The sequence below is a fragment of the Brevundimonas sp. S1H14 genome (assembly GCF_047716865.1).
Taxonomy (GTDB): domain Bacteria; phylum Pseudomonadota; class Alphaproteobacteria; order Caulobacterales; family Caulobacteraceae; genus Brevundimonas; species Brevundimonas naejangsanensis.
Genome location: NZ_CP136679.1, coordinates 1497423 through 1515955, shown reverse-complemented (window position 1 = coordinate 1515955; position 18533 = coordinate 1497423). Strand labels below are relative to the sequence as shown.

Annotated in this window: 21 protein-coding genes; 10 read left to right on the top strand and 11 right to left on the bottom strand. The window is 66.8% G+C overall.

The genetic code is table 11. From position 1 onward, the window contains the following. The first annotated feature begins 18 nt into the window (after positions 1 to 18). The 3 genes from RSD66_RS07445 (at position 19) to alr (ending at position 3182) form a co-directional block, all read left to right on the top strand. Entirely contained in the window at positions 19 to 420 is a 402-nt protein-coding gene (locus RSD66_RS07445; protein ID WP_415289501.1) for a hypothetical protein, read from the top strand. Between the two features lie 120 nt (positions 421 to 540). After that, positions 541 to 2043: a replicative DNA helicase gene (locus RSD66_RS07440; RefSeq protein WP_415289500.1), complete on the top strand. Its 1503-nt coding sequence runs from the start codon at positions 541 to 543 to the stop codon at positions 2041 to 2043. A gap of 89 nt (positions 2044 to 2132) precedes the next feature. Then, a complete protein-coding gene (alr, locus tag RSD66_RS07435; RefSeq protein ID WP_415289499.1) occupies positions 2133 to 3182 on the top strand; it encodes an alanine racemase in 1050 nt (349 codons plus the stop codon). A gap of 46 nt (positions 3183 to 3228) precedes the next feature. Here alr and RSD66_RS07430 read toward each other — a convergent pair whose 3' ends face one another. Further along, positions 3229 to 3846 carry a Yip1 family protein gene (locus RSD66_RS07430; protein ID WP_415289498.1) on the bottom strand — a complete coding sequence of 206 codons (618 nt, stop codon included), beginning with the start codon at positions 3844 to 3846 and terminating at the stop codon, positions 3229 to 3231. Between the two features lie 161 nt (positions 3847 to 4007). Between RSD66_RS07430 and radA the strand changes: the two genes are divergently transcribed. The 6 genes from radA to RSD66_RS07400 all read left to right on the top strand — a co-directional run bounded on the left by radA (position 4008) and on the right by RSD66_RS07400 (position 10065). Then, a complete protein-coding gene (gene radA / locus RSD66_RS07425) occupies positions 4008 to 5381 on the top strand; it encodes a DNA repair protein RadA (RefSeq protein WP_119411792.1) in 1374 nt (457 codons plus the stop codon). Positions 5382 to 5417: 36 nt separating this feature from the next. Continuing rightward, entirely contained in the window at positions 5418 to 5954 is a 537-nt protein-coding gene (locus tag RSD66_RS07420) for a CvpA family protein (protein WP_119411791.1), read from the top strand. An 81-nt stretch (positions 5955 to 6035) separates the two neighbouring features. Next, entirely contained in the window at positions 6036 to 7541 is a 1506-nt protein-coding gene (gene purF / locus RSD66_RS07415; RefSeq protein WP_415289497.1) for an amidophosphoribosyltransferase, read from the top strand. Between the two features lie 6 nt (positions 7542 to 7547). Continuing rightward, entirely contained in the window at positions 7548 to 7889 is a 342-nt protein-coding gene (locus tag RSD66_RS07410) for a VOC family protein (RefSeq protein WP_119411790.1), read from the top strand. 81 nt (positions 7890 to 7970) lie between these two features. Next, positions 7971 to 8732, top strand: a complete 762-nt coding sequence (locus tag RSD66_RS07405) for an SDR family NAD(P)-dependent oxidoreductase (RefSeq protein ID WP_024353047.1) — start codon at positions 7971 to 7973, stop codon at positions 8730 to 8732. 37 nt (positions 8733 to 8769) lie between these two features. Further along, positions 8770 to 10065: an O-antigen ligase family protein gene (locus RSD66_RS07400; RefSeq protein WP_415289496.1), complete on the top strand. Its 1296-nt coding sequence runs from the start codon at positions 8770 to 8772 to the stop codon at positions 10063 to 10065. Positions 10066 to 10088: 23 nt separating this feature from the next. Here RSD66_RS07400 and RSD66_RS07395 read toward each other — a convergent pair whose 3' ends face one another. The 7 genes from RSD66_RS07395 to RSD66_RS07365 form a co-directional block, all read right to left on the bottom strand. Continuing rightward, positions 10089 to 10436, bottom strand: a complete 348-nt coding sequence (locus RSD66_RS07395; protein WP_415289495.1) for a hypothetical protein — start codon at positions 10434 to 10436, stop codon at positions 10089 to 10091. 65 nt (positions 10437 to 10501) lie between these two features. Continuing rightward, positions 10502 to 12127, bottom strand: coding sequence for a ribosome biogenesis GTPase Der (gene der, locus RSD66_RS07390; RefSeq protein ID WP_415289494.1), 1626 nt, complete (start codon positions 12125 to 12127; stop codon positions 10502 to 10504). Between the two features lie 31 nt (positions 12128 to 12158). Next, positions 12159 to 13580, bottom strand: a complete 1422-nt coding sequence (locus RSD66_RS07385) for a PQQ-binding-like beta-propeller repeat protein (protein WP_415289493.1) — start codon at positions 13578 to 13580, stop codon at positions 12159 to 12161. Between the two features lie 24 nt (positions 13581 to 13604). Continuing rightward, positions 13605 to 14384, bottom strand: coding sequence for a tetratricopeptide repeat protein (locus RSD66_RS07380; protein ID WP_119411786.1), 780 nt, complete (start codon positions 14382 to 14384; stop codon positions 13605 to 13607). Positions 14385 to 14530: 146 nt separating this feature from the next. Next, positions 14531 to 14953, bottom strand: a complete 423-nt coding sequence (locus tag RSD66_RS07375; RefSeq protein WP_415289492.1) for a hypothetical protein — start codon at positions 14951 to 14953, stop codon at positions 14531 to 14533. After that, positions 14943 to 15500: an RNA polymerase sigma factor gene (locus RSD66_RS07370; RefSeq protein WP_119411784.1), complete on the bottom strand. Its 558-nt coding sequence runs from the start codon at positions 15498 to 15500 to the stop codon at positions 14943 to 14945. Before RSD66_RS07370 ends, RSD66_RS07375 begins: the two co-directional genes overlap by 11 nt. A 25-nt stretch (positions 15501 to 15525) precedes the next feature. Continuing rightward, positions 15526 to 15909, bottom strand: a complete 384-nt coding sequence (locus RSD66_RS07365) for a DUF6249 domain-containing protein (protein WP_024353055.1) — start codon at positions 15907 to 15909, stop codon at positions 15526 to 15528. A gap of 191 nt (positions 15910 to 16100) precedes the next feature. On the opposite strand from RSD66_RS07365, the gene RSD66_RS07360 reads away from it, so the two are divergent. Continuing rightward, positions 16101 to 16337: a DUF2188 domain-containing protein gene (locus tag RSD66_RS07360; protein ID WP_415289491.1), complete on the top strand. Its 237-nt coding sequence runs from the start codon at positions 16101 to 16103 to the stop codon at positions 16335 to 16337. 3 nt (positions 16338 to 16340) lie between these two features. Here the strand turns inward: RSD66_RS07360 and RSD66_RS07355 are convergent, their stop codons facing one another. The 3 genes from RSD66_RS07355 to RSD66_RS07345 form a co-directional block, all read right to left on the bottom strand. Further along, the gene (locus RSD66_RS07355) at positions 16341 to 16694 is read right to left on the bottom strand and encodes an ArsC family reductase (protein ID WP_415289490.1); all 354 of its coding nucleotides are present in this window, start codon (positions 16692 to 16694) and stop codon (positions 16341 to 16343) included. A 971-nt stretch (positions 16695 to 17665) separates the two neighbouring features. Continuing rightward, on the bottom strand, positions 17666 to 18007 hold the full coding sequence (locus RSD66_RS07350; protein WP_415289489.1) for an ArsC/Spx/MgsR family protein: 342 nt from the start codon (positions 18005 to 18007) through the stop codon (positions 17666 to 17668). A 26-nt stretch (positions 18008 to 18033) separates the two neighbouring features. Next, entirely contained in the window at positions 18034 to 18492 is a 459-nt protein-coding gene (locus RSD66_RS07345; protein WP_415289488.1) for a hypothetical protein, read from the bottom strand. Between the last annotated feature and the right edge of the window lie 41 nt (positions 18493 to 18533).

The following is an 18533-nucleotide window of genomic DNA, read 5'->3' as shown; positions in this document are numbered from 1 at the left end:
GAGAGCATTTAGTTCCCCATGTCGCGTTTCGCTCTCGCCCTCATCGCCGCGCCTCTGGCTTCGGTGACGCTGTTCGCCTCCGCTCCCACCGCCCAGGCCCAGTCGTCCGACATGACCGTCCAGCAGTTTCTGACCATCGGTCAGAACATCCCGCGCAACCGCGCCGTGGCCATGATGCGCCCGGACACCCGTCGCCTGATCCGCGAGGTCACCGGCGCCGTCAGCACGGTGAAGTCCGAGCAGGCCTCAGCCGTCTCGGCCGGTCGCCGCCCGGCCCACTGCATCCCCGCCTCCGGCACCGGCATCACCCCCGAGACGCTCGTCGCCCGGTTCGAGACCATGCCCGAGGCCCGGCGCCGCGTCACCGTGACCCAGGCCGTGCGCGACTGGATGGTCGAACGCTACCCCTGCCGCAGCTGACGGCCCCTCACTGATCCGACAGCGGTTTTCCGCGCCCGTCCACAGGCGCAGGCGACTGTCCACGACGACGACCGCGCCCGCGTCTGACGCAGGGCGCGCCTATGGCTATTGATGATGTCGATGAACGCCTTCGCCCCCCTGCCCTATGATTCCGCCAACGACCCCGTGCAGGTGTCGTCCATGCCCCATAATCTGGAGGCGGAGCAGGCCCTGCTGGGCTCTCTGATGTTCGACAACGCCGTGTTCGAACGCCTGTCGGACCGACTGCGCGGCAGCCATTTCTACGAGCCCTTCCACCAGCGGCTGTTCGACGCGATCGAGGACCACATCCGTCAAGGCCTGCTGGCCGAGCCCACCATCCTGATGGAGCGATTCAAGCAGGACCCGGCCTTTCAGGAGTTCGGCGGCCTGCGCTATCTGGCCGATCTGGTGGACCGGGCGCCGCCCGCCGCCAACGCTCCCGACTACGCCCGCGTCGTCTATGACCTGGCGCTGCGCCGCGACCTGATCCGCATCGGCGGCGAGATCATCAAGGAGGCGCCCAACCCCGAGACGCCCGCCGACGAGCAGATCGAACAGGCCGAGCAGACGCTTTATTCGCTGGCCGAGACGGGCAAGCCGTCGTCGGGCTTCGTGTCCTTCTCACAGGCCCTGTCGGGCGCTGTGGAAATGGCGGGCGAGGCCTATCAGCGCGAGGGCAAGCTGGCCGGTCTGGCCACCCGGCTGGACGATCTGGACCAGAAGCTGGGCGGTCTGCACCCCTCCGACCTTCTGATCCTCGCGGGCCGTCCCTCCATGGGCAAGACGGCGCTGGCGACCAACATCGCCTTCAACATCGCGCGCAACTATCGATGGGAGCCGACCCCGGACGGCGGGCGCAAGACCGTCGACGGCGGCGTGGTCGCCTTCTACTCGCTGGAAATGAGCGCTGAACAGCTGGCCATGCGTATTCTGGCCGACGCCTCGGGCGTATCCTCGGACAAGCTGCGCAAGGGCGAGATCGACGCCTCGGACTTCGGCAAGATTCGCGACGCCGCCATCGAGATCGGCGAAAGCCCGCTCTACATCGACGCCACCGGCGGCCTGTCCATCTCCAAGCTGGCGGCGCGCGCGCGGCGGCTGAAGCGGATGGAAAACGGTCTGGACCTGATCGTGGTCGACTACCTCCAGCTCGTCACCACCGGCGACAACAGCCAGAAGAACCGGGTGCAGGAAGTCTCCGAAATCACCGGCGGCCTGAAGGCGCTCGCCAAGGAGCTGAACGTCCCCATCATCGCCCTGTCGCAGCTGTCGCGTCAGGTGGAGCAGCGCGAAGACAAGCGGCCGCAACTGTCCGACCTGCGGGAATCCGGCTCGATCGAGCAGGACGCCGACTGCGTCATGTTCGTCTATCGCGAAAGCTACTACCTGGGCCGCGCCGAGCCGCGCGAAGGCACCGAAGAACACCTGAAGTGGCAGGAAGACATGGACCGCCTGCAGCACCAGGCCGAGGTGGTCATCGGCAAGCAGCGTCACGGCCCCATCGGCATCGTCAAGCTGGCGTTCGATTCCAACACCACCCGCTTCGGCAACCTGGCCCACGACGGCCGCTACGGCGGCGCCTATGCGGATATTCCGGAGTAAACGCTCCACCCTCCGGTCGGGGCCACACGCGTGTCGCTAGGACATAAAAGCCGGTAGCGCCGCCCGAGCAGCGGCCTATAACCCTTTTCATGACCTCCCCTGCCCTTGCTCCCGCTGTCCTCAACGTCGATCTGGACGCGCTCGTCCGCAACTATCGCACCCTCGAGACCGTGACGGGCCGTCCGGTCCATCCGGTCGTGAAGGCCGACGGCTACGGCCTGGGCGCCGCCGCCGTGGCGCGTCGGTTGATGGCCGAAGGCGCCCGCACCTTCTTCGTCGCCCGCGCCGCCGAGGGCGTGCGCCTGCGCGAGGCGATCGGGCCTGAGCCGGCCATCTATATTCTGGACGGCTGCCACGGCGATGGCGCGGCCATGCTCAAGGCCTCGAACCTGCGGCCCGTCATCAACCACCCGACCCAGCTTCAGACCTGGCAGGCGGCAGGCGGCAGCGCCTGCGCCCTGCAACTGGACACCGGCATGAACCGGCTGGGTTTCCGCGCCGAGGACGCGCCTGAACCGTTCGAGGGCCTCGAACTGGTGATGACCCACCTGGCCTGCGCCGACGAACCGTCGAACCCGCTGAACCGGGCCCAGCGCGACGCCTTCGCCGCGGCGGTCCAGCGCTATCCGGGCGTGACGCGTTCTCTGGCCAACTCAGGCGGCTGTTTCCTGGGGCCGGACTTCGCCTTCGACGTGGTGCGCCCCGGCATCTGCCTGTACGGCGGCGGCCCGGAAGGTCGTCCTCATGAAAAGATCGCCCCCGTCGCCAGCCTGATCGCCCAGGCGGTGCAGGTGCGCGACGTGCCCGCAGGCGAAACCGTCGGCTATGCCCAGGGCCACAAGGCCGACAGACCCATGCGCGTGGCGACCGTCGGCGCCGGCTACGCCGACGGCGTGCTGCGCTCCTACAGCCCCAAGGGACAGGTCCTCATCGCAGGCGAGATGCGGCCGATCATCGGCCGGGTGTCTATGGACGTGCTGGCCGTCGACGTAACCGGCCTGGACGTCAAGGCGGGCGATCCGGTCGAGATCTACGGCGCCAACCGCCTGATCGACGACGCGGCCACGGCGGCAGGCACCATCAGCTATGAACTGCTGACCTCGATCACGCCACGCGTGCCGCGCGTCTACAAGGGCTGAATAGCAAAGGGCCGGGGCGCACCGCCCCAACCCTTCATCTTCAGACTTAGCTCAGGGCGAAGGCCGTCGCGCCCACGCCGACGATGACGAAGCTGGCGATGACCGCTGCGACGAGCGACCAGACGATCGCCAACAGGATGATGGCCGCCACGACCACGACGATGGTGTAGCCCAGCGCCTTTTCGGCCGTCGTCTTCATCAGCACCGGCAGGCCCAGATACATCAGATAGAAGCCGTAAAAGCCGATCAGAAGCGCCAACCAGCCCAGCGTCGGGATGATGTTCAGCACGCCCGCCACCCACATGGGCGTCATGGAATAGACGGCGACCTGCATCGCCTTCACCCGGTCCTTGGTCCCGCCGAAGGTCGGCGCCAGGGCATCGATGATCATGCCCAGGATGTAGACGCTGATCAGGCTCAGCACATAGCTGAGCGCGCCCGCCAGCACCGGTCCGACCAGTCCGCGATGACCGAAGGCGATCTGGCCCACGACGGTCGCTACCGCCGGAATGGCCGCCAGAATGACGGCGTAGTTGGTGAACAGCCCCTTGATGGTCGCGCTCTCGGCGTCGATCACCGGCCATTCGAACTTGGGCCGCGTCAGGATAAACTTCACCCGCGAGACGAGCGAGGGATCGACGGCGGGGGGATTTTCCAGGGTCATTCGTTTGCCTTCCGGGCGGTTGAGTCGGATCACGGCCTTATCATGGCAGAATGACGGCTGTGTGGACGCCTGCGCAACCCCGCAGTCTCCCTATGACAGTTTCGGACGCATCTTGATCCAACCCGCCTGCCCTCGGCCGTCTGATCTGCTAGGTCTGTCTTATGGCGCGCGACTCTCTTCTCTTCGTCTGCAAATCCTGCGGGGCGGTTCATTCCAAATGGGCCGGGCAATGCTCGGCCTGCGGCGAGTGGAACGTGCTGGTCGAGGAGTCCAAGGCCGCCCCTCCGGGCGCCATGAAGCCCGCCTCGACCGCGCGCGGGCGCGGGGTGCAGTTCGAGACGCTGCAATCCGACACGCCTGAGCCGCCGCGCATCGTCACCGGGGTGACCGAGTTCGACCGCGTCTGCGGCGGCGGCGTCGTGCCCGGCTCGGCCATCCTGCTGGGCGGCGACCCCGGCGTCGGCAAGTCGACCCTGCTGCTGGAGGTCACGGCCAAGGCCGCGCGCAACGGCGCCAGGGTCGCCTATATCTCGGGCGAGGAAGCCATCGAGCAGATCCGCGCCCGCGCCAAACGCATGGGCGTGGCCGACGCCGACGTGGCCCTGGCCTCCGCCACCGCCCTGCGCGACATACTGACGACGCTGAAGCGCGACCCGTTCGACATCGTCATCATCGACTCCATCCAGACGCTATGGAGCGACGCCCACGACGCCGGGCCGGGCTCCATCACCCAGGTGCGCGCCTGCGCCGCCGAACTGGTGCGGCTAGCCAAGAACGGCGGTCCGGCCATCGTCCTGGTCGGCCACGTCACCAAGGACGGCCAGATCGCCGGGCCGCGCGTGGTCGAACACATGGTCGACGCCGTGCTCAGCTTCGAGGGCGAGCGCGGCTATCCCTTCCGCATCCTGCGCGCTGGCAAGAACCGTTTCGGCGCCACCGACGAGATTGGCGTGTTCGAGATGGGCGACGCCGGCCTGCGTGAAGTGCCCAACCCCTCCGCCCTGTTCCTGGGCGAAGGCAAGGACCGGGCGCCCGGCGCCGCCGTCTTCGCCGGGATCGAGGGCTCGCGCCCTGTTCTGGTGGAAATTCAGGCTCTTGTCGCGCCCTCTGCATACGGCACGCCAAGACGCGCCGTCGTCGGCTGGGACTCGGGTCGTCTCGCCATGCTGCTGGCGGTGCTGGAGGCGCGCTGCGGCCTCGGGTTCGGCGACAAGGACGTCTATCTGAACGTCGCGGGCGGGATGCGGATCAACGAGCCCGCCGCCGATCTGGCCGCCGCCGCCGCCCTGATCTCATCGGCGCTGGACATGCCCCTGCCGCAGGGCTGTGTCGTCTTCGGCGAGATCGGCCTGTCGGGCGAGGTCCGCGCCGTCGGGCGCGCCGAGGCCCGCCTGCGCGAGGCCCAGAAGCTCGGCTTCGAGCGCGCCCTCGCCCCGCCACAGGCCAATGGAAAGGTGAAGAAGGGCGACGTCGCCCTGACCGTCGTCACCCGCCTGACCGACGCGGTCGAGCGAATCTCCCAGAACCGCTATTAGGGCGCGTTCCCCATCCTCCTTGAGGCCGCAGAGCGCGTGACCGGCTACGACGTCTTCGTGATCCTGGCCCTGCTGGCCTCGGGCGCCGCCGGATGGTTCCGGGGCGGCATGCGCGAGATCACGGCCCTGTTCAGCTTCCTGCTGGCGGCCCTGCTGGCTCTGATCACCCTGCCGTGGACGGCGCCGGTCGGGCGCTCTCTGGTCGATCCCGACTGGGCCGGGTCGGTGCTGGCCGTGGGGCTGGTCTTCGTCATCCTCTATTTCGGCCTGCGCTTTATCGGCTCGGCCATTTCGCAGGGCGCGCGCGGCCACGCCCTGGGCGTGCTGGATCAGACGCTGGGTCTGGCTGTCGGACTGGTTCGCGCCCTGGCCCTGATCGGCGCTGTCCACCTGATCATCATGGGCGCCATGCAGGACAACCCGCCGCGCTGGCTTTCCGAGGCCGCCACAGCCCCCGTCAGCGAAGGCGCCGCCCGCGCCATCCAGATCGTGCTGCCCACGCTTGGAAAGGGCGCCGACGCCCTGACGCCCGTGGTCGGTTCTTCCGTCCGCGAAGGGTTTTCGTCGCAATGAGCCTTGCCCCCGACGCATTCGCAGACTACGTGCGCGTCGCCGCCCATTGAGTTATCTTCCCCCGGTCATCGGAGCCTGACGATGCGCCACCATATCGCCGAACCCGTCGTTCACCGTGAGCATTGGCGTGAGCCGGGCGATGACCAGCTTCGCCTCGAATGCGGCGTCTGCGGCGTCTGGGGGGCGCCGAAAAACGAAGCCTCGTCCATCGTCGCCCTGGGCCTGCACGCCCTGCAGCATCGCGGGCAGGAAGCCTGCGGCATCGCCAGCGTCCACGACGAACTCTTCTATACCGAGCGGCATCAGGGCCTGGTCGGCGACGCCTTCGGTAATGCCGAGCTGAGCAAGCGTCTGCCCGGCACGGCCGCCATCGGCCACACCCGTTACTCGACCGCAGGCGGCAGCTTCCTGCGCAACATCCAGCCGATGTTCGCCGATCTGGACCAGGGCGGCATCGCCATCGCCCACAACGGAAATCTGACGAATTTCAAATACCTGCATGCGCAACTTGTCTCTGAAGGTGCGATTTTCCAGTCCACGTCGGACTCCGAGGCCATCCTCCACCTGATCGCCCGCAGCCGAAAGGCCAAGATCGTCGATCGCTTCATCGACGCCCTCAGCCGGATTGAGGGCGGCTACGCCCTGATCGCTCAGACCCGGCTGAAGCTGATCGGCGCACGCGACCCGCTGGGCATCCGCCCGCTGGTGCTGGGCAAGGTCGGCGAGGCCTGGGTGCTGGCGTCCGAGACCTGTGCGCTGGACCTGATCGGCGCCACCTTCGTGCGCGATGTCGAGCACGGCGAGGTCGTGGTCATCGACGACGAGGGCCTGACGTCGATCAAGCCCTTCGCCGCCCGCGCCGCCCGTCCCTGCCTGTTCGAGTACGTCTACTTCGCCCGCCCCGACTCGGTCGTGAACGGCCGCGCCGTCTATGAGGTCCGCAAGGAGATGGGCCGTCGCCTGGCCCGCGAACATGTGGTCGAGGCCGATGTCGTGGTGCCGGTGCCCGACTCGGGCGTCCCCGCCGCTCTCGGCTATGCGCAGGAAAGCGGCCTGCCCTACGAGATGGGCATCATCCGCAGCCATTATCTGGGCCGCACCTTCATCCAGCCCAGCCAGGGCGCCCGTCAGAAGGGCGTGCGGATGAAGCACAGCCCCAACCGCGCCGCCCTGGAAGGCAAGCGCGTCGTGCTGATCGACGACTCCATCGTGCGCGGCACGACCTCGCTGAAACTGGTCCGCGCCGTGCGCGCGGCGGGCGCCAGGGAGGTGCACCTGCGCTCGGCCAGCCCGCAGATCCTCTACCCCGACTTCTACGGCATCGACATGCCCGAGCGCTCGCAGCTGATGGCCGCCACCCACAGCATGGAAGAGATGCGCGCGGTTCTCGAGGTCGATTCGCTCGGCTTCCTGTCCATCGACGGCCTGTACGACGCGCTCGGCGCCGGGCCGCGCGATCCGGCGAGCCCGCAGTTCACCGACCACTACTTCACCGGCGATTATCCGACCCGCCTGCTGGACCGCGAGATCGAGGAAGGCGGCCGCGATCCGCGCGGGAAGCAACTTTCTCTGCTGGTGACCGCTTAAGGCTGGATGATCCAGCTCGGCTACTTCACGCTCGACACACCTGACGTCGACAAGGCCCGCGCCTTCTATGCGGGCCTGTTCGGCTGGCGCTTCGACGACGCCTCGTCCAGCCCGACCTACGCCCATGTGGCCCAGTCCGATCCTGCATTCGGCATCACCAAGGGCGAGCAGAAGGCCTTCCCCAACCTCTATTTCCGCGTCGACGACATAGAGGCGGCCTGCGCCCGGGTGGTCGAACTGGGCGGCCGATGCGCCGTGCCCGCCGAAAGCCCGTCAGGCCTGTCCGCCGTCGTCAGCGACGACCAGGGGGTCAGCTTCAGCCTGTGGCAGCCCGCACCGGGCTACTGAAGATCAGGCTTCCCTCTCCCGGCGGGAGAGGGAAGCTGTCGCGCCCTTCCACCCTGCGTCCGGCCGCGCTATCAGCGGGCCATGTCCGAGAATGCTTCCCTCCCCCTCGCCAATCGCGTCGCCCTGGTCGTCGGCGCCTCGCGCGGCATCGGCCGCGAGGCCGCCCTCGCCCTGGCCAAGGCCGGCGCCCATGTCATCGCCGCCGCCCGCACCCAGGGCGCGCTTGAGGAGCTGGACGACGAAATCTTCGCCGCCACCGGCCAGCACGCCAGCCTGGTTCCGTTCGACCTCGTGGACGGCGGCGCCATCGACCGTCTGGGCGGCGCCCTGTTCGAGCGGTTCGGCAAGCTGGACATCTGGGTTCAGGCCGCCGCCACAATGGGCCCATCGGGCCTGACCCCGGTCGCCCACGCTGAGCCGCGCGAGTTCGCCAAGGTCGAGAAGATCAACTTCACCGGCGTCTATCGCCTGATCCGCTCGCTGGAGCCTCTGTTGCGCGCCTCCGACGCCGGTCGCGCCATCCACCTGACCACCAGCGTCGCCAGCCAGCCGCGCGCTTTCTGGGGCATGTACGCCGCGACCAAGGCGGGCGCCGAAGCCCTGGTCAAATGCTGGGCGGACGAGATCGAAAGCACGCCGGTGCGCGCCTGCATCGTCGATCCGGGCCGGATGCGGACCCAATTGCGCGCTCAGGCCTTTCCGGGCGAAGATCCCGAAGTCCTGCCTCATCCTTCGGAGATCGGCCCCCTGATGGTCGAACTGGCCCGCCCCGACTTCACCCCGCCCCTGACGGTCAGCTTCAAGGAATGGAAGCAGGGCCTGTCGGCGGCCGCCCTGGTCTGACACCCGGATGTCCGGGGGAGCGGGCGCAGAAGACCAGATGATCCTGGCCCCAGCGGAGAAGCGTCCCTCGCTTCCGCTCATCCGCGCCGCCCCTCTGGCCGATATCGTGGCGGTCATCGCCTCGATCGGCCTGATCCTGACCTATGTCGGCTTCTGGAGCGCGCCGCTGACCGGCTATGGCGCGCGATCGGCCGACTTCCTGCGCAACTTCTATTATCCGGCCTATCTGCTGGCGCTGGTGCTGGTCTGTATGCGCCCCGGCCGCGCGTTGAAGGGGATGCTGCGCTCGCCGCTGCTGATCGCCTTGCTGCTGCTGACGGCCGCGACCTATTTCTGGTCGATCATGCCGGACCTGACGGCGCGGCGCATTCCCGCTCTGGTCTTCACTACTCTGGCCGGCGTGGCGCTGGCGTCGCGCTGGAGCTGGAAAAGCCTGACCGAAATCGTAGCCGGGACGCTGGCGGTGCTGGCGGTGATTTCCTTCCTGTTGGGCCTGTTGCTGCCCGACATGGGCCGGATGCAGGAACTCTTCCCCGGCGCCTGGCGCGGACTGTGGCTGGAAAAGAACTCACTCGGCAACGTCATGGTGAAATCCGCCGTCTTCATGATCGCCGCGGGCATGATGGCGCCGGAACGACGCAAGCTCTGGTTCGGCCTCGCCATCCTGCCCGTCATGCTCATCATCCTGTCGACATCGAAAACCGCCCTTGTGGTGCTGTTCCTGTCGATGGCCGCCATGGGCTTTGTAGCGATCGTGAAATCCGGTCCGCTGCGCGCCGTCATCGCTACCTGGCTGGCGGTCGTAGTGGTGATCGGCGCGGGCCTGCTGATCGCAATGGAGACGGATACCTTCTTCGCCCTGCTGGGCAAGGACGCCACCCTGACCGGCCGGACCGAAATCTGGTCCGGCATCATGCAGCAGATGTCCGAGCACCCGTGGCGCGGCTTCGGCTATGGCGCGGTGTGGGACGACCCCAGCTTCACCGGCCCCAAGGCGTGGATCGGCTATCAGGCCCACTTCATTCCCGCCGACGCCCACAGCGGCTGGCTGGAGCTCTACATCGCCCTGGGTCTGGGCGGCGTCATCCTGTTCGCCCTCTTCCTGCTGCAGATCTGGGCGCAGTCCTTCTGGGCCGCCTATACCAGCCCGGCAGGATGGCTGGTCCTGCCGATGATGACCTCCTACACCATCACCATGATGACCGAGAGCATCGCCATGAACTGGCATGAGCTGCGCTGGGTGGTCGTCGTCGCCATCGCGCTCAAGCTGGCCCTGGGCGACGAGCCCGAGACCCCGAACCAAACCGCGCCAAGACGGCTATCGCGCAGGTAGCCTGTTACGGAATGAACGGGGCGTCAGCCCTGTATCAGACCCTCTGGCCCAGCCAGCTTACGTTCGCATATCGAATAGCGGTTGGCGGCCGCCGCATAGTCGGCCAAGGCCGCCGTATAGTCGTTCAGCGTATCGACATAGGCGTTGAAGGCCTCGCCATAGGCCGCCAATTCACGCTCGAAAGCCGCATAGGCCGCCGGACGGCAGTTATGCCGCGCCCGCGCCTCATCGACACATGACGGCGTCGCAGGTCGCGTGGGCTTGACCGGGCGGATCACCGGCGGCGCTTCGGGCGCCCGGCACTCCGCTGTTACGGCCGCCGCTTCTCCGGCCTGGACGACGAGCGCCAGCATCAGAACCGCTGCAAGCATAAAACCCTCCTTCATCAACCCTGCAGACGCAGACTTGGCGAAGCCCGCATAAAAGAAGCGGCGCCTTAGCGCTTGGCGCCGCCCTTCTGGCCCGTGCGGACGCGGCCCGAGCGCGACACCTGACGGGCGCCGCCGCGCGCGCCCTTGCCGACGAAGGCGTTCGAGCCGGACTTCTTGGACGCGCTGGCCTTCAGCCCGCCCAGCGGCTTCACCTTGGGCTTGATGCCGGCCTTGGCCTTCTGCTCCAGCGCCTTGCCGGGCAGGTTGGACAGCTTCTCGGCCTTCTCGGCCTTGATCACCCGACGCGGCGCCGTCTTGGCGTCGCCCTTGAACCGTTCCGGCCCCGACTTGGCGCCGCCCGCGGCATAGGGGTTGGCCGAGCCCGACTTGACGTTCAGGCGGATGGGCGTGCCCTGCAGGTCGAAGCTCTCGCGGATCGAGTTGACCAGATAGCGCTTGTAGTGATCCGGCATCGCCTCGGCCCGGCTGGCCATCAGCACGAACGTCGGAGGACGCGCCTTGGTCTGGGCGATGTATTTGGGCTTGATGCGCTTGCCGTCCACGGCGGGCGGCGGGTGCCTCTGGGTCGCCAGGGACAGCCAGTCGTTGAGGTCCTTGGTCTTCACCTTGACCGACCAGGTGTCATAGGCCTCCAGCACGGCGGGCATCAGACGCTCGACGCCCCGACCGTTGAACGACGACAGGGCGACAAACGGCGAACCGCGCAGCTGCGGCAGCTTGTCGTCGGCCAGACGCTTCAGCTCGGCCAGACGCGACTGAGGCTCTTCCTCCAGATCCCATTTAGCGGCGACATAGACCAGCGCCCGCCCTTCCCGCTCGACCAGATCGGCCAGTTGCAGGTCCTGGGTGTCGAAGGCGTCGTCCTTGTCCATCACCATGATCACCACCTCGGCGAAGGTGATGGCGCGTATGGTGTCGGCGACCGACAGCTTTTCCAGCTTCTCCTGGACGCGGGCCTTGCGGCGCATCCCGGCGGTGTCGATCAGACGGATGTTGCGGCCTTCCCAGACCCAGTCCACCGAGATGGAGTCGCGCGTGATCCCGGCTTCCGGGCCGGTCAGTAGGCGGTCATCGCCGATCAGGCGGTTGATCAGAGTCGACTTGCCCGCGTTCGGACGGCCGATGACGGCGATGCGGATCGGCTTTTCAGGCTCGTCGACTTCCTCGATGAAGATGTCTTCGGACGCCGCCACGACCGCCTGATACAGGTCGGCCATGCCCTCGCCGTGCTCGGCCGAGATCGGCACCGGCTCGCCGAAGCCCAGGCCGTGCGCCTCGCCCACGCCGCCGCCGCTCTCGCGGCTTTCAGACTTGTTGGCCAGCAGGACGATGGGCTTGTGCACCTTGCGCAGGCGATCGGCGAAGATGCGGTCCAGCGAGGTCACGCCTTCGCGCGCGTCCATCATGAACAGGATCAGGTCCGCGTCCTCGATCGCCGCCTCGGTCTGCTCGCGCATCCGGGCTTCCAGGCTTTCGTCGGTGACGTCCTCATACCCCGCCGTGTCGATCAGGGTCAGGTCCATGTCGCCGATCACGCCGTCGGCGTAGCGGCGGTCGCGGGTCACGCCGGGGCGATCATCGACCAGCGCAAGGCGCTTGCCGACGAGACGATTGAACAGTGTCGACTTGCCCACATTGGGGCGGCCGACGATGGCGACCTTCAGAGCCATGTCGGCCTTCTAGCTTAAATCGGGGGAAAGGTCAGCGGATGCTGACCAGCTGACCTTTGTCGGTCAGGACATACAGGGTGCCGTTATAGGCGGCCGGGGCGATATAGGCGGCCGAACCCAGCTTCAGGCTGGCGGTCTGCGCGCCGGTCTTCGGATCGAAGGCCACCGCCTCGCCGTCCGAGTTGACCAGCACCAGACGGTTGGACGCCAGGATCGGACCCGACCAGACCGGACGCACGGTGCGCTTGCCGAAGCCCAGGAAGCCGCCTTCCTTGCGCACCCGGCCCTCGTTCAGGTCGCGGGTCCAGTAGACCTGCCCCGTCTCGCGGTTGACCACGGTCAGTTCGCCCGACTTGGACACCACATAGAGCACGTCGCCGACCGGCAGGGGCTGGTTCACGCCCGCCACCGGCAGGGACCACTTGGGCTGGCCGCTGCGCAGATCCATCGACTGCAGCACGCCCGACTGGCTGACGGCATAGACCTGGCCGCGGCTGACCACCGGGCGACCGGCGATGTCGCGCAGTTCCGACAGGGCGCTGGTGCGGCTGGTGCGCGACAGCACCTGCTCCCACACCGGCTGGCCGTTCGAGGCCTGCAGGGCCACGATCTGGCCCGAGGAGAAGGGCGCCACCACCGTACCGCCGCTGACCGCCGGGCTGGAGGCGCGCATGATGCGGGCCGGCTCGGTGATGCCCCGATAGGACCAGTCCTGCTGCCCGTTGGCCACGTTGAAGGCCATCAACTGGTTGTCGACGTCGACGACATAGACCCGCTGGCCCGACACCGTCGGCGCGCCGTGGATCGGCAGATCGACCGGGGTGCGCCACAGCTCGGCGCCCGTATTGGCGTCGAACGCCGTCATCACGCGATAGCCGGACGAGACGAAAACCTTGCCGTCGCTGACGGCGAGACCGCCGCCGAAGCCGCCGCCGCCCGCCCCGCGGCCAAAGCCGACGCCCAGGATGCGACGACCGCGATCGACTTCCTCGACCTTGACGCTGGCCTTCCAGGCCACCTGACCGGTGCCGGCGTCGACGGCGGTCACGCCCGCCTCGCCGTCCAGTACGAAGATCTTGCCGCCGTCGGCGACGACCGGCGACATCACCTGATCGGTGCGCCCCGAACCCGCGCCGATGTCACGACGCCAGGCGACGGCGAAATCCGGCGCGGCGATAACGTGTTCAACGGCGTTTTCGGCGTTGCCGCCCGGCTGGCTCCAGCTAGTGACCGCCTGCGGGCCGGGCAGGAAGAAATCGCGGCCCGACAGAGCGGCCGAAGGCGTCAACTGCTGTTCGAACTCAAGAATGGAAATCCGCTGACCTTCGCTGGCGGTCGCCACCGGATCCTTGCCGCCGCCCAGACCGAACGGCAGGGCTTTGCGAACGGTGCCGCAGGAGGCGACGGTCATCGCCAGACCGCACAGCAGAGCGACTTTCAGGGTTTTGTTCATGCGAATCGTCCCGAAGGCGTCAAATCAAGGGCGAGCGGCCGGAGCCGCAGCGGCGGGAGCGGCGTCGGCCTCAGCGACCGGCGCGGCCGGAGCCCCAGCGGCAGCCGCGGCGGTCGTCGGCAGGGCCGCAGCGGCCTTGACGATGGCGGCCAGGCTGGCCGCCGTGCCGGTGTCGATCGCCTGAACGGCCGCCTGGGCGCGCTGACGCACCGGGTCGGGCACGTCCTGCCCCAGTTGCAGCTGGACGAAGGCCTGTCGCGCCTCGGCGGTCTTGCCGTGCTGCAGCTGCGCCATCGCCAGCGCTTCCTGGGCGAACGGCTGCAGCGGGCGCTTGTCGCCGGCCAGCGGCTCCAGACGCTTCTGCACGTCTTCCAGCGAACCGGTGTCCATCACCAGGAAGGCGGCCTTCAGCGCGGCCATGTCCGACAGGATCGGATCGCGCGTCGCCTTGGCGGCTTCGTCGAACAGGGCGACGGCTTCAGTCGTCTTCTTCTCGGCCAGAGCCAGACCGCCCTGTTGCATCAGGGCCAGGACCTTATAGCCGCCGCCGACCTTGGCGGCCTCGGCGAAGGCGGCGTCGGCTTCAGCCGACTTGCCCGACTGCAGGGCTTCGACGCCCTTTTCATAGGCGGCCGAGGCCTTGTCGGCCTGCGAGCTCACATAGGACTGCCAGCCCCACCAGGCCAGCGCCGCGACCAGGGCGACCGCCAGAACGCCGCCCAGAACGGGCAGCCAGGTGCGGGCCAGACGCCGATAGCGTTCGGAGCGAAGCTCCTCCTCGACCTGTTCGAAGACATCAACCACGAAGCGTCGCCCCAAAAAATGCAGCCAAGGCCGAACATTAAAAACGCCGCGACCCTAGAGGTTCGGCGTCATCGCCGCAACGCAGGCGTTGGGCGCGAAACGGCTTTTTCCAGCCCTAAGCCGGGACTGGGGCGGGAAAACGGCGCTCAGATCTGTTGCGACAGCTTCACCGCCCCCGCCGCCAGCAGGGCGACCAGCACCCCGGCCGTGGCCCAGAACATCTGCATCCCGCCCATTGAGCCCATCGCGCTGAGCGCCGCATCGCCCAGTCCTGACCGCTCCAGCAGCGACTGAAGCGCCAGCCCGCCCTGAGCGCCAGCCGAATCAAGCGACCCCGCGCCCGCCTCGGCGGTGAAGCTGTTCGGACCCAGATGGAAGTTGACGTTCAGCAGTTCGCGCACGGCGATGACGCCGCCCGCCAGCCCCGCCACGGAAAGGGCCATTGAGCGGAACCGCGACGCCTTGTTCAGCCGCTCCGCCACATCGGCTTCAAAGAAGACCGAATCGGGGAACTGCGGCGCCTGGGCGAACAGGCGCTCGATCGCAGGATCGAATTCATCAGCCGACATGGGATGCGCTCCCGAGTGCAACCGGCCCCGGCTGGAGCCGGGCCCGAAGTTTATCCAGACCACGCTTGACATGAGATTTCACCGTTCCGAGCGGCAAATTCATGGCCGCGGCGATTTCCGGGTGCGACAGCCCCGCGCCGTGGCACAGGGAAACGCACAGGCGTTCAGCCTCGCTGAGCCCCTTGAGCGCCTCGTCCAGATCGACGCGGCCGATGCTGTCGACCACAGGCGCGACATGTTCCGTTTCGCTTTCAGCCACATAGCGCGCCTCCTTCGAGATACGCTTCAGATACAGGCGCGCGGCGATGCGCTTGATCCAGGCGGCGAAGGTGCCCTCGCCCCTGAACTCGGCGCATTTCTCGAACGCCAGCAGAAAGGCGTCCTGGGCCACGTCGTCGGCCAGCGCCGGCTGGGCGCCCATGCGGCGCAGAAGGCCCCGCACCGCCGAGCCATGCCGACGAACCAGCTCGCCGAACTCGCGGCGGCCGCCCCCGGCCGCCAGCCCGGCCAGCTCGACATCGTGCAGATCGCGTAAAGGTTTGGCCATGACGGCTTCCCTGCCCCGATCCGCCTTAACCCTTGTTCTTGTTAAAGAAGCTCAGGATGATGAACGCCAGACCGATCATGCCCGGGATCGCGGCGACCCCGACGATGGGATAGTAGGCGTCCATCTCGGCGAAACTGACCGCATAGCCCAAGATGCCGATGCCGACGGCCACCGCCACCAGGATGACTCCGGTGCGCAGATCGCGCGCGGCCGTCGCCGGCGGCTTGGCGTTTTCCTTGCTGATGCTCTCGATCACTTCAGGCGGCAGGGGCTGGCCCTTTTCAATGGCCGCCCGCAGCGTGGCCTGCATCTCGCGCCGGTCGCGGCTCTTCAGCCAGGCGGGGATGGCGACGATGGCGACCACCATGAGGAAGGGCGCCAGGGGGATGAGGATTTCAAAGCCGTTCATGGGTTGTCGCCCCTAGTGTGAAACCTGGTTAGGCCGAACCTGATATGGCGGCCTTCTGATCACAAGAGGCGGCGATGATGGCCTACGGATGCAGTCGCGCGCATGAACTCTTCGTAATGCGTCACCACAGCGTGACTCGACACGCTCCGGGCCGCGTTCAACGGTGTCGCCAGACCCCTCGGAGACGCCGAATGAACATCACCTATCGCATCGTCCCGCACGACGGCGGCTGGGCCTATCAACTGGGCGACAGCTATTCCGAGACCTTTCCCAGCCACGCGGCGGCGCTGGCGGCCGCCTCGGCGGCGGCGCGCGAACAACGCGTGCCGGACCGCACCTCCTGGATCGAGTATGAAGACGCCTCGGGCCAGTGGATCACCGAACGCGCGGACGGCCACGACCGCCCCGACACGGCCGTCGAGGACTGACTCTCAGCCCTTCAGAGCCTCGGCGTAGATGTCCGGCTTGAAGCCCAGCAGCGTCCGCCCGTCGCCCAGATCCAGCACCGGCCGCTTGATCATCGACGGCTGGGCCAGCATCAGCTCAACCGCCTTGGCGGCGTCGATATCGGCCTTGTCGGCGTCGGACAGCTTGCGGAAGGTCGTGCCCGCCCGGTTCAGCACCTTTTCCCAGCCATGCTCGGTGACCCAGCGCTCCACATCGGCGCGATCCGCGCCTGCGGCTTTATAGTCATGGAAATCATAGGCCACGCCGTTCTGATCCAGCCAGACGCGCGCCTTCTTCATCGTGTCGCAGGCCTTGATGCCATACAGGGTGCGGGTCATGGGCGAACTCCAAGCGTGACGAACAGCCGGGGTCTGGCATCGAAGCGCGGAGGGGTCAATTTGGGGGCGCGTGGAAGGTCCGCTTTCGACCGTAGCGGTCTCTCCCGAGAGCCGTTATTGTTGGATTATGAGTGCTGCTCGCCAAAAATCGTTAGCTGTCAGTTTGGCTGTAGGCGCGACGGCTCTGCTTTTGGCCAGCTGCACCAATGAACAGCAGCGTGTCTCTGGTCATCGCTACAATGTGCCCGTCGCTAATCTAGTTCCCAGGAGTTCTACTCCATTCTTCCTTCCTAAGCCGAAAGACGAAGGGTTCATATTCATCCTCAACCCTGCAGATGACTTGCGACAACATATACTTGTCCTAGTTGAAGACAGGACAGAGCTATGTCGACGGGCTAATGGGGGTGGATACGTTTCAAAAACCATTTGCAGCCCGAATACAATCGAATGGCAAGGCCACGAGTGGATCAAGGCTGGCGATGATACCTACTGGACCTACAGCCCGAATACATCTTCCGGAACACACGCTCCATTTGTAAGTTGCTTCAAAGGGCGCTCCGGTCTTTGCTCGGCAACACTCGCCGTTGACGACTTGGCGCTCACAATCAATTTGAAGGATGATGAGCTTCCAGCGCTCGAAACAATCTATCATAAGGCAGTGGCGATGCTGCACTTATGGGAGTCATAGCATTGGCCGATTCTCACCCATTGCGCGGTTCACATCGATAGCTTTTCGGCGTTCTCAATTAACTGAAAGAGTAACGCATCGTCGTCCGTTCCATGTCGCTCTACAGCAACGCCGTCTGACCAACTCCCCAAGCGATACATGCCATTGCTGACTTCGGTTATCGCGAACGACCAACTCTACGGCGGTTTCCGGGCAACCGATCTCTGATGACTGGATAGACGCACAATACAACTTGGGCAATATCGACAACACACCTATAGTTGAAACTCAGCAACTCGCGCCTTCACAGCACCTGCAGCACCGCCTCCAGCGGCCGACCGATCACCGCGCCCTTCGCTGTTTCCACAATAGGTCGCTCGACAATGACCGGGCTCTCGATCATGGCGGCGAGAACCGTCGCATCGTCGGCATCGGCGGCCAGAAGTTCGGCGGCTTTCGCCTCCTTCTTGCGCAGCAGGCCCTTCAGCCCGCCGCCCGTCCCCCGCGCCAGACGGTTCAGCGTTTCGGCGTCCCAGCCGGTCTTCAGATACTCGACCACCGTCGGCTCGATCCCGCGTTCACGCAGCAGCTCCAGCGCCTTGCGCGAGGTCGAGCATTTCGGGTTGTGGTATAGGGTGACGGTCATGGGCGAACTCCTGTCTGTCCCCTGACCTAGGCCGTGGGGCCGTCTTTCGCCAGCGCCGTCGCCCCGCGCAGGCCTCCGATGTGCAGCAACAGGCACAGGATCATGGCGGTGCCCGCCACGCCGAAGCTCCAGCCCGGCATGCCCGCCGCGCCCAGCGGCGCGCCGACCATCAGGCTGACCGACAGGGCGCTGAGCTCATAGACCGCCCACACCATGCCGAAACCGGGCAGCAGCCGGTTCGGACGCCGCCACTGCACCCGACCCAACAGAAAGGCGATGGCGGCGAAGAAGACGGCGAAACCCGCCGTCGTCCCGCGCATGGCTTCATGCTCGGGCGCTCCCATGAACCAGACCAGGGCCGCCTGCATCAGGCCGACCGCGCCCCAGATCCAGAAGGCGATGGCGCTGCCGCGCGCCAGCGCCGCCGCCGTCTCGGCCGAATCGACCGGGGCGAAGGGTTGAGGCGGTGCGATCCGACGGTTCATGCGCGACTCCCTGACTGAGGCGGCGAAACTATCCCGCCGAA

Coding starts and splice junctions, on each gene's coding strand:
- RSD66_RS07345 (WP_415289488.1), bottom strand. CDS start 18,492: ATGAACCGTCGGATCGCACCGCCTCAACCCTTCGCCCCGGTCGATTCG.
- RSD66_RS07405 (WP_024353047.1), top strand. CDS start 7,971: ATGTCCGAGAATGCTTCCCTCCCCCTCGCCAATCGCGTCGCCCTGGTC.
- RSD66_RS07365 (WP_024353055.1), bottom strand. CDS start 15,909: ATGAACGGCTTTGAAATCCTCATCCCCCTGGCGCCCTTCCTCATGGTG.
- RSD66_RS07370 (WP_119411784.1), bottom strand. CDS start 15,500: ATGGCCAAACCTTTACGCGATCTGCACGATGTCGAGCTGGCCGGGCTG.
- RSD66_RS07355 (WP_415289490.1), bottom strand. CDS start 16,694: ATGACCCGCACCCTGTATGGCATCAAGGCCTGCGACACGATGAAGAAG.
- RSD66_RS07360 (WP_415289491.1), top strand. CDS start 16,101: ATGAACATCACCTATCGCATCGTCCCGCACGACGGCGGCTGGGCCTAT.
- RSD66_RS07445 (WP_415289501.1), top strand. CDS start 19: ATGTCGCGTTTCGCTCTCGCCCTCATCGCCGCGCCTCTGGCTTCGGTG.
- purF (WP_415289497.1), top strand. CDS start 6,036: ATGCGCCACCATATCGCCGAACCCGTCGTTCACCGTGAGCATTGGCGT.
- RSD66_RS07440 (WP_415289500.1), top strand. CDS start 541: ATGAACGCCTTCGCCCCCCTGCCCTATGATTCCGCCAACGACCCCGTG.
- RSD66_RS07410 (WP_119411790.1), top strand. CDS start 7,548: ATGATCCAGCTCGGCTACTTCACGCTCGACACACCTGACGTCGACAAG.
- RSD66_RS07375 (WP_415289492.1), bottom strand. CDS start 14,953: ATGTCGGCTGATGAATTCGATCCTGCGATCGAGCGCCTGTTCGCCCAG.
- der (WP_415289494.1), bottom strand. CDS start 12,127: ATGGCTCTGAAGGTCGCCATCGTCGGCCGCCCCAATGTGGGCAAGTCG.
- alr (WP_415289499.1), top strand. CDS start 2,133: ATGACCTCCCCTGCCCTTGCTCCCGCTGTCCTCAACGTCGATCTGGAC.
- radA (WP_119411792.1), top strand. CDS start 4,008: ATGGCGCGCGACTCTCTTCTCTTCGTCTGCAAATCCTGCGGGGCGGTT.
- RSD66_RS07350 (WP_415289489.1), bottom strand. CDS start 18,007: ATGACCGTCACCCTATACCACAACCCGAAATGCTCGACCTCGCGCAAG.
- RSD66_RS07430 (WP_415289498.1), bottom strand. CDS start 3,846: ATGACCCTGGAAAATCCCCCCGCCGTCGATCCCTCGCTCGTCTCGCGG.
- RSD66_RS07400 (WP_415289496.1), top strand. CDS start 8,770: ATGATCCTGGCCCCAGCGGAGAAGCGTCCCTCGCTTCCGCTCATCCGC.
- RSD66_RS07385 (WP_415289493.1), bottom strand. CDS start 13,580: ATGAACAAAACCCTGAAAGTCGCTCTGCTGTGCGGTCTGGCGATGACC.
- RSD66_RS07395 (WP_415289495.1), bottom strand. CDS start 10,436: ATGCTTGCAGCGGTTCTGATGCTGGCGCTCGTCGTCCAGGCCGGAGAA.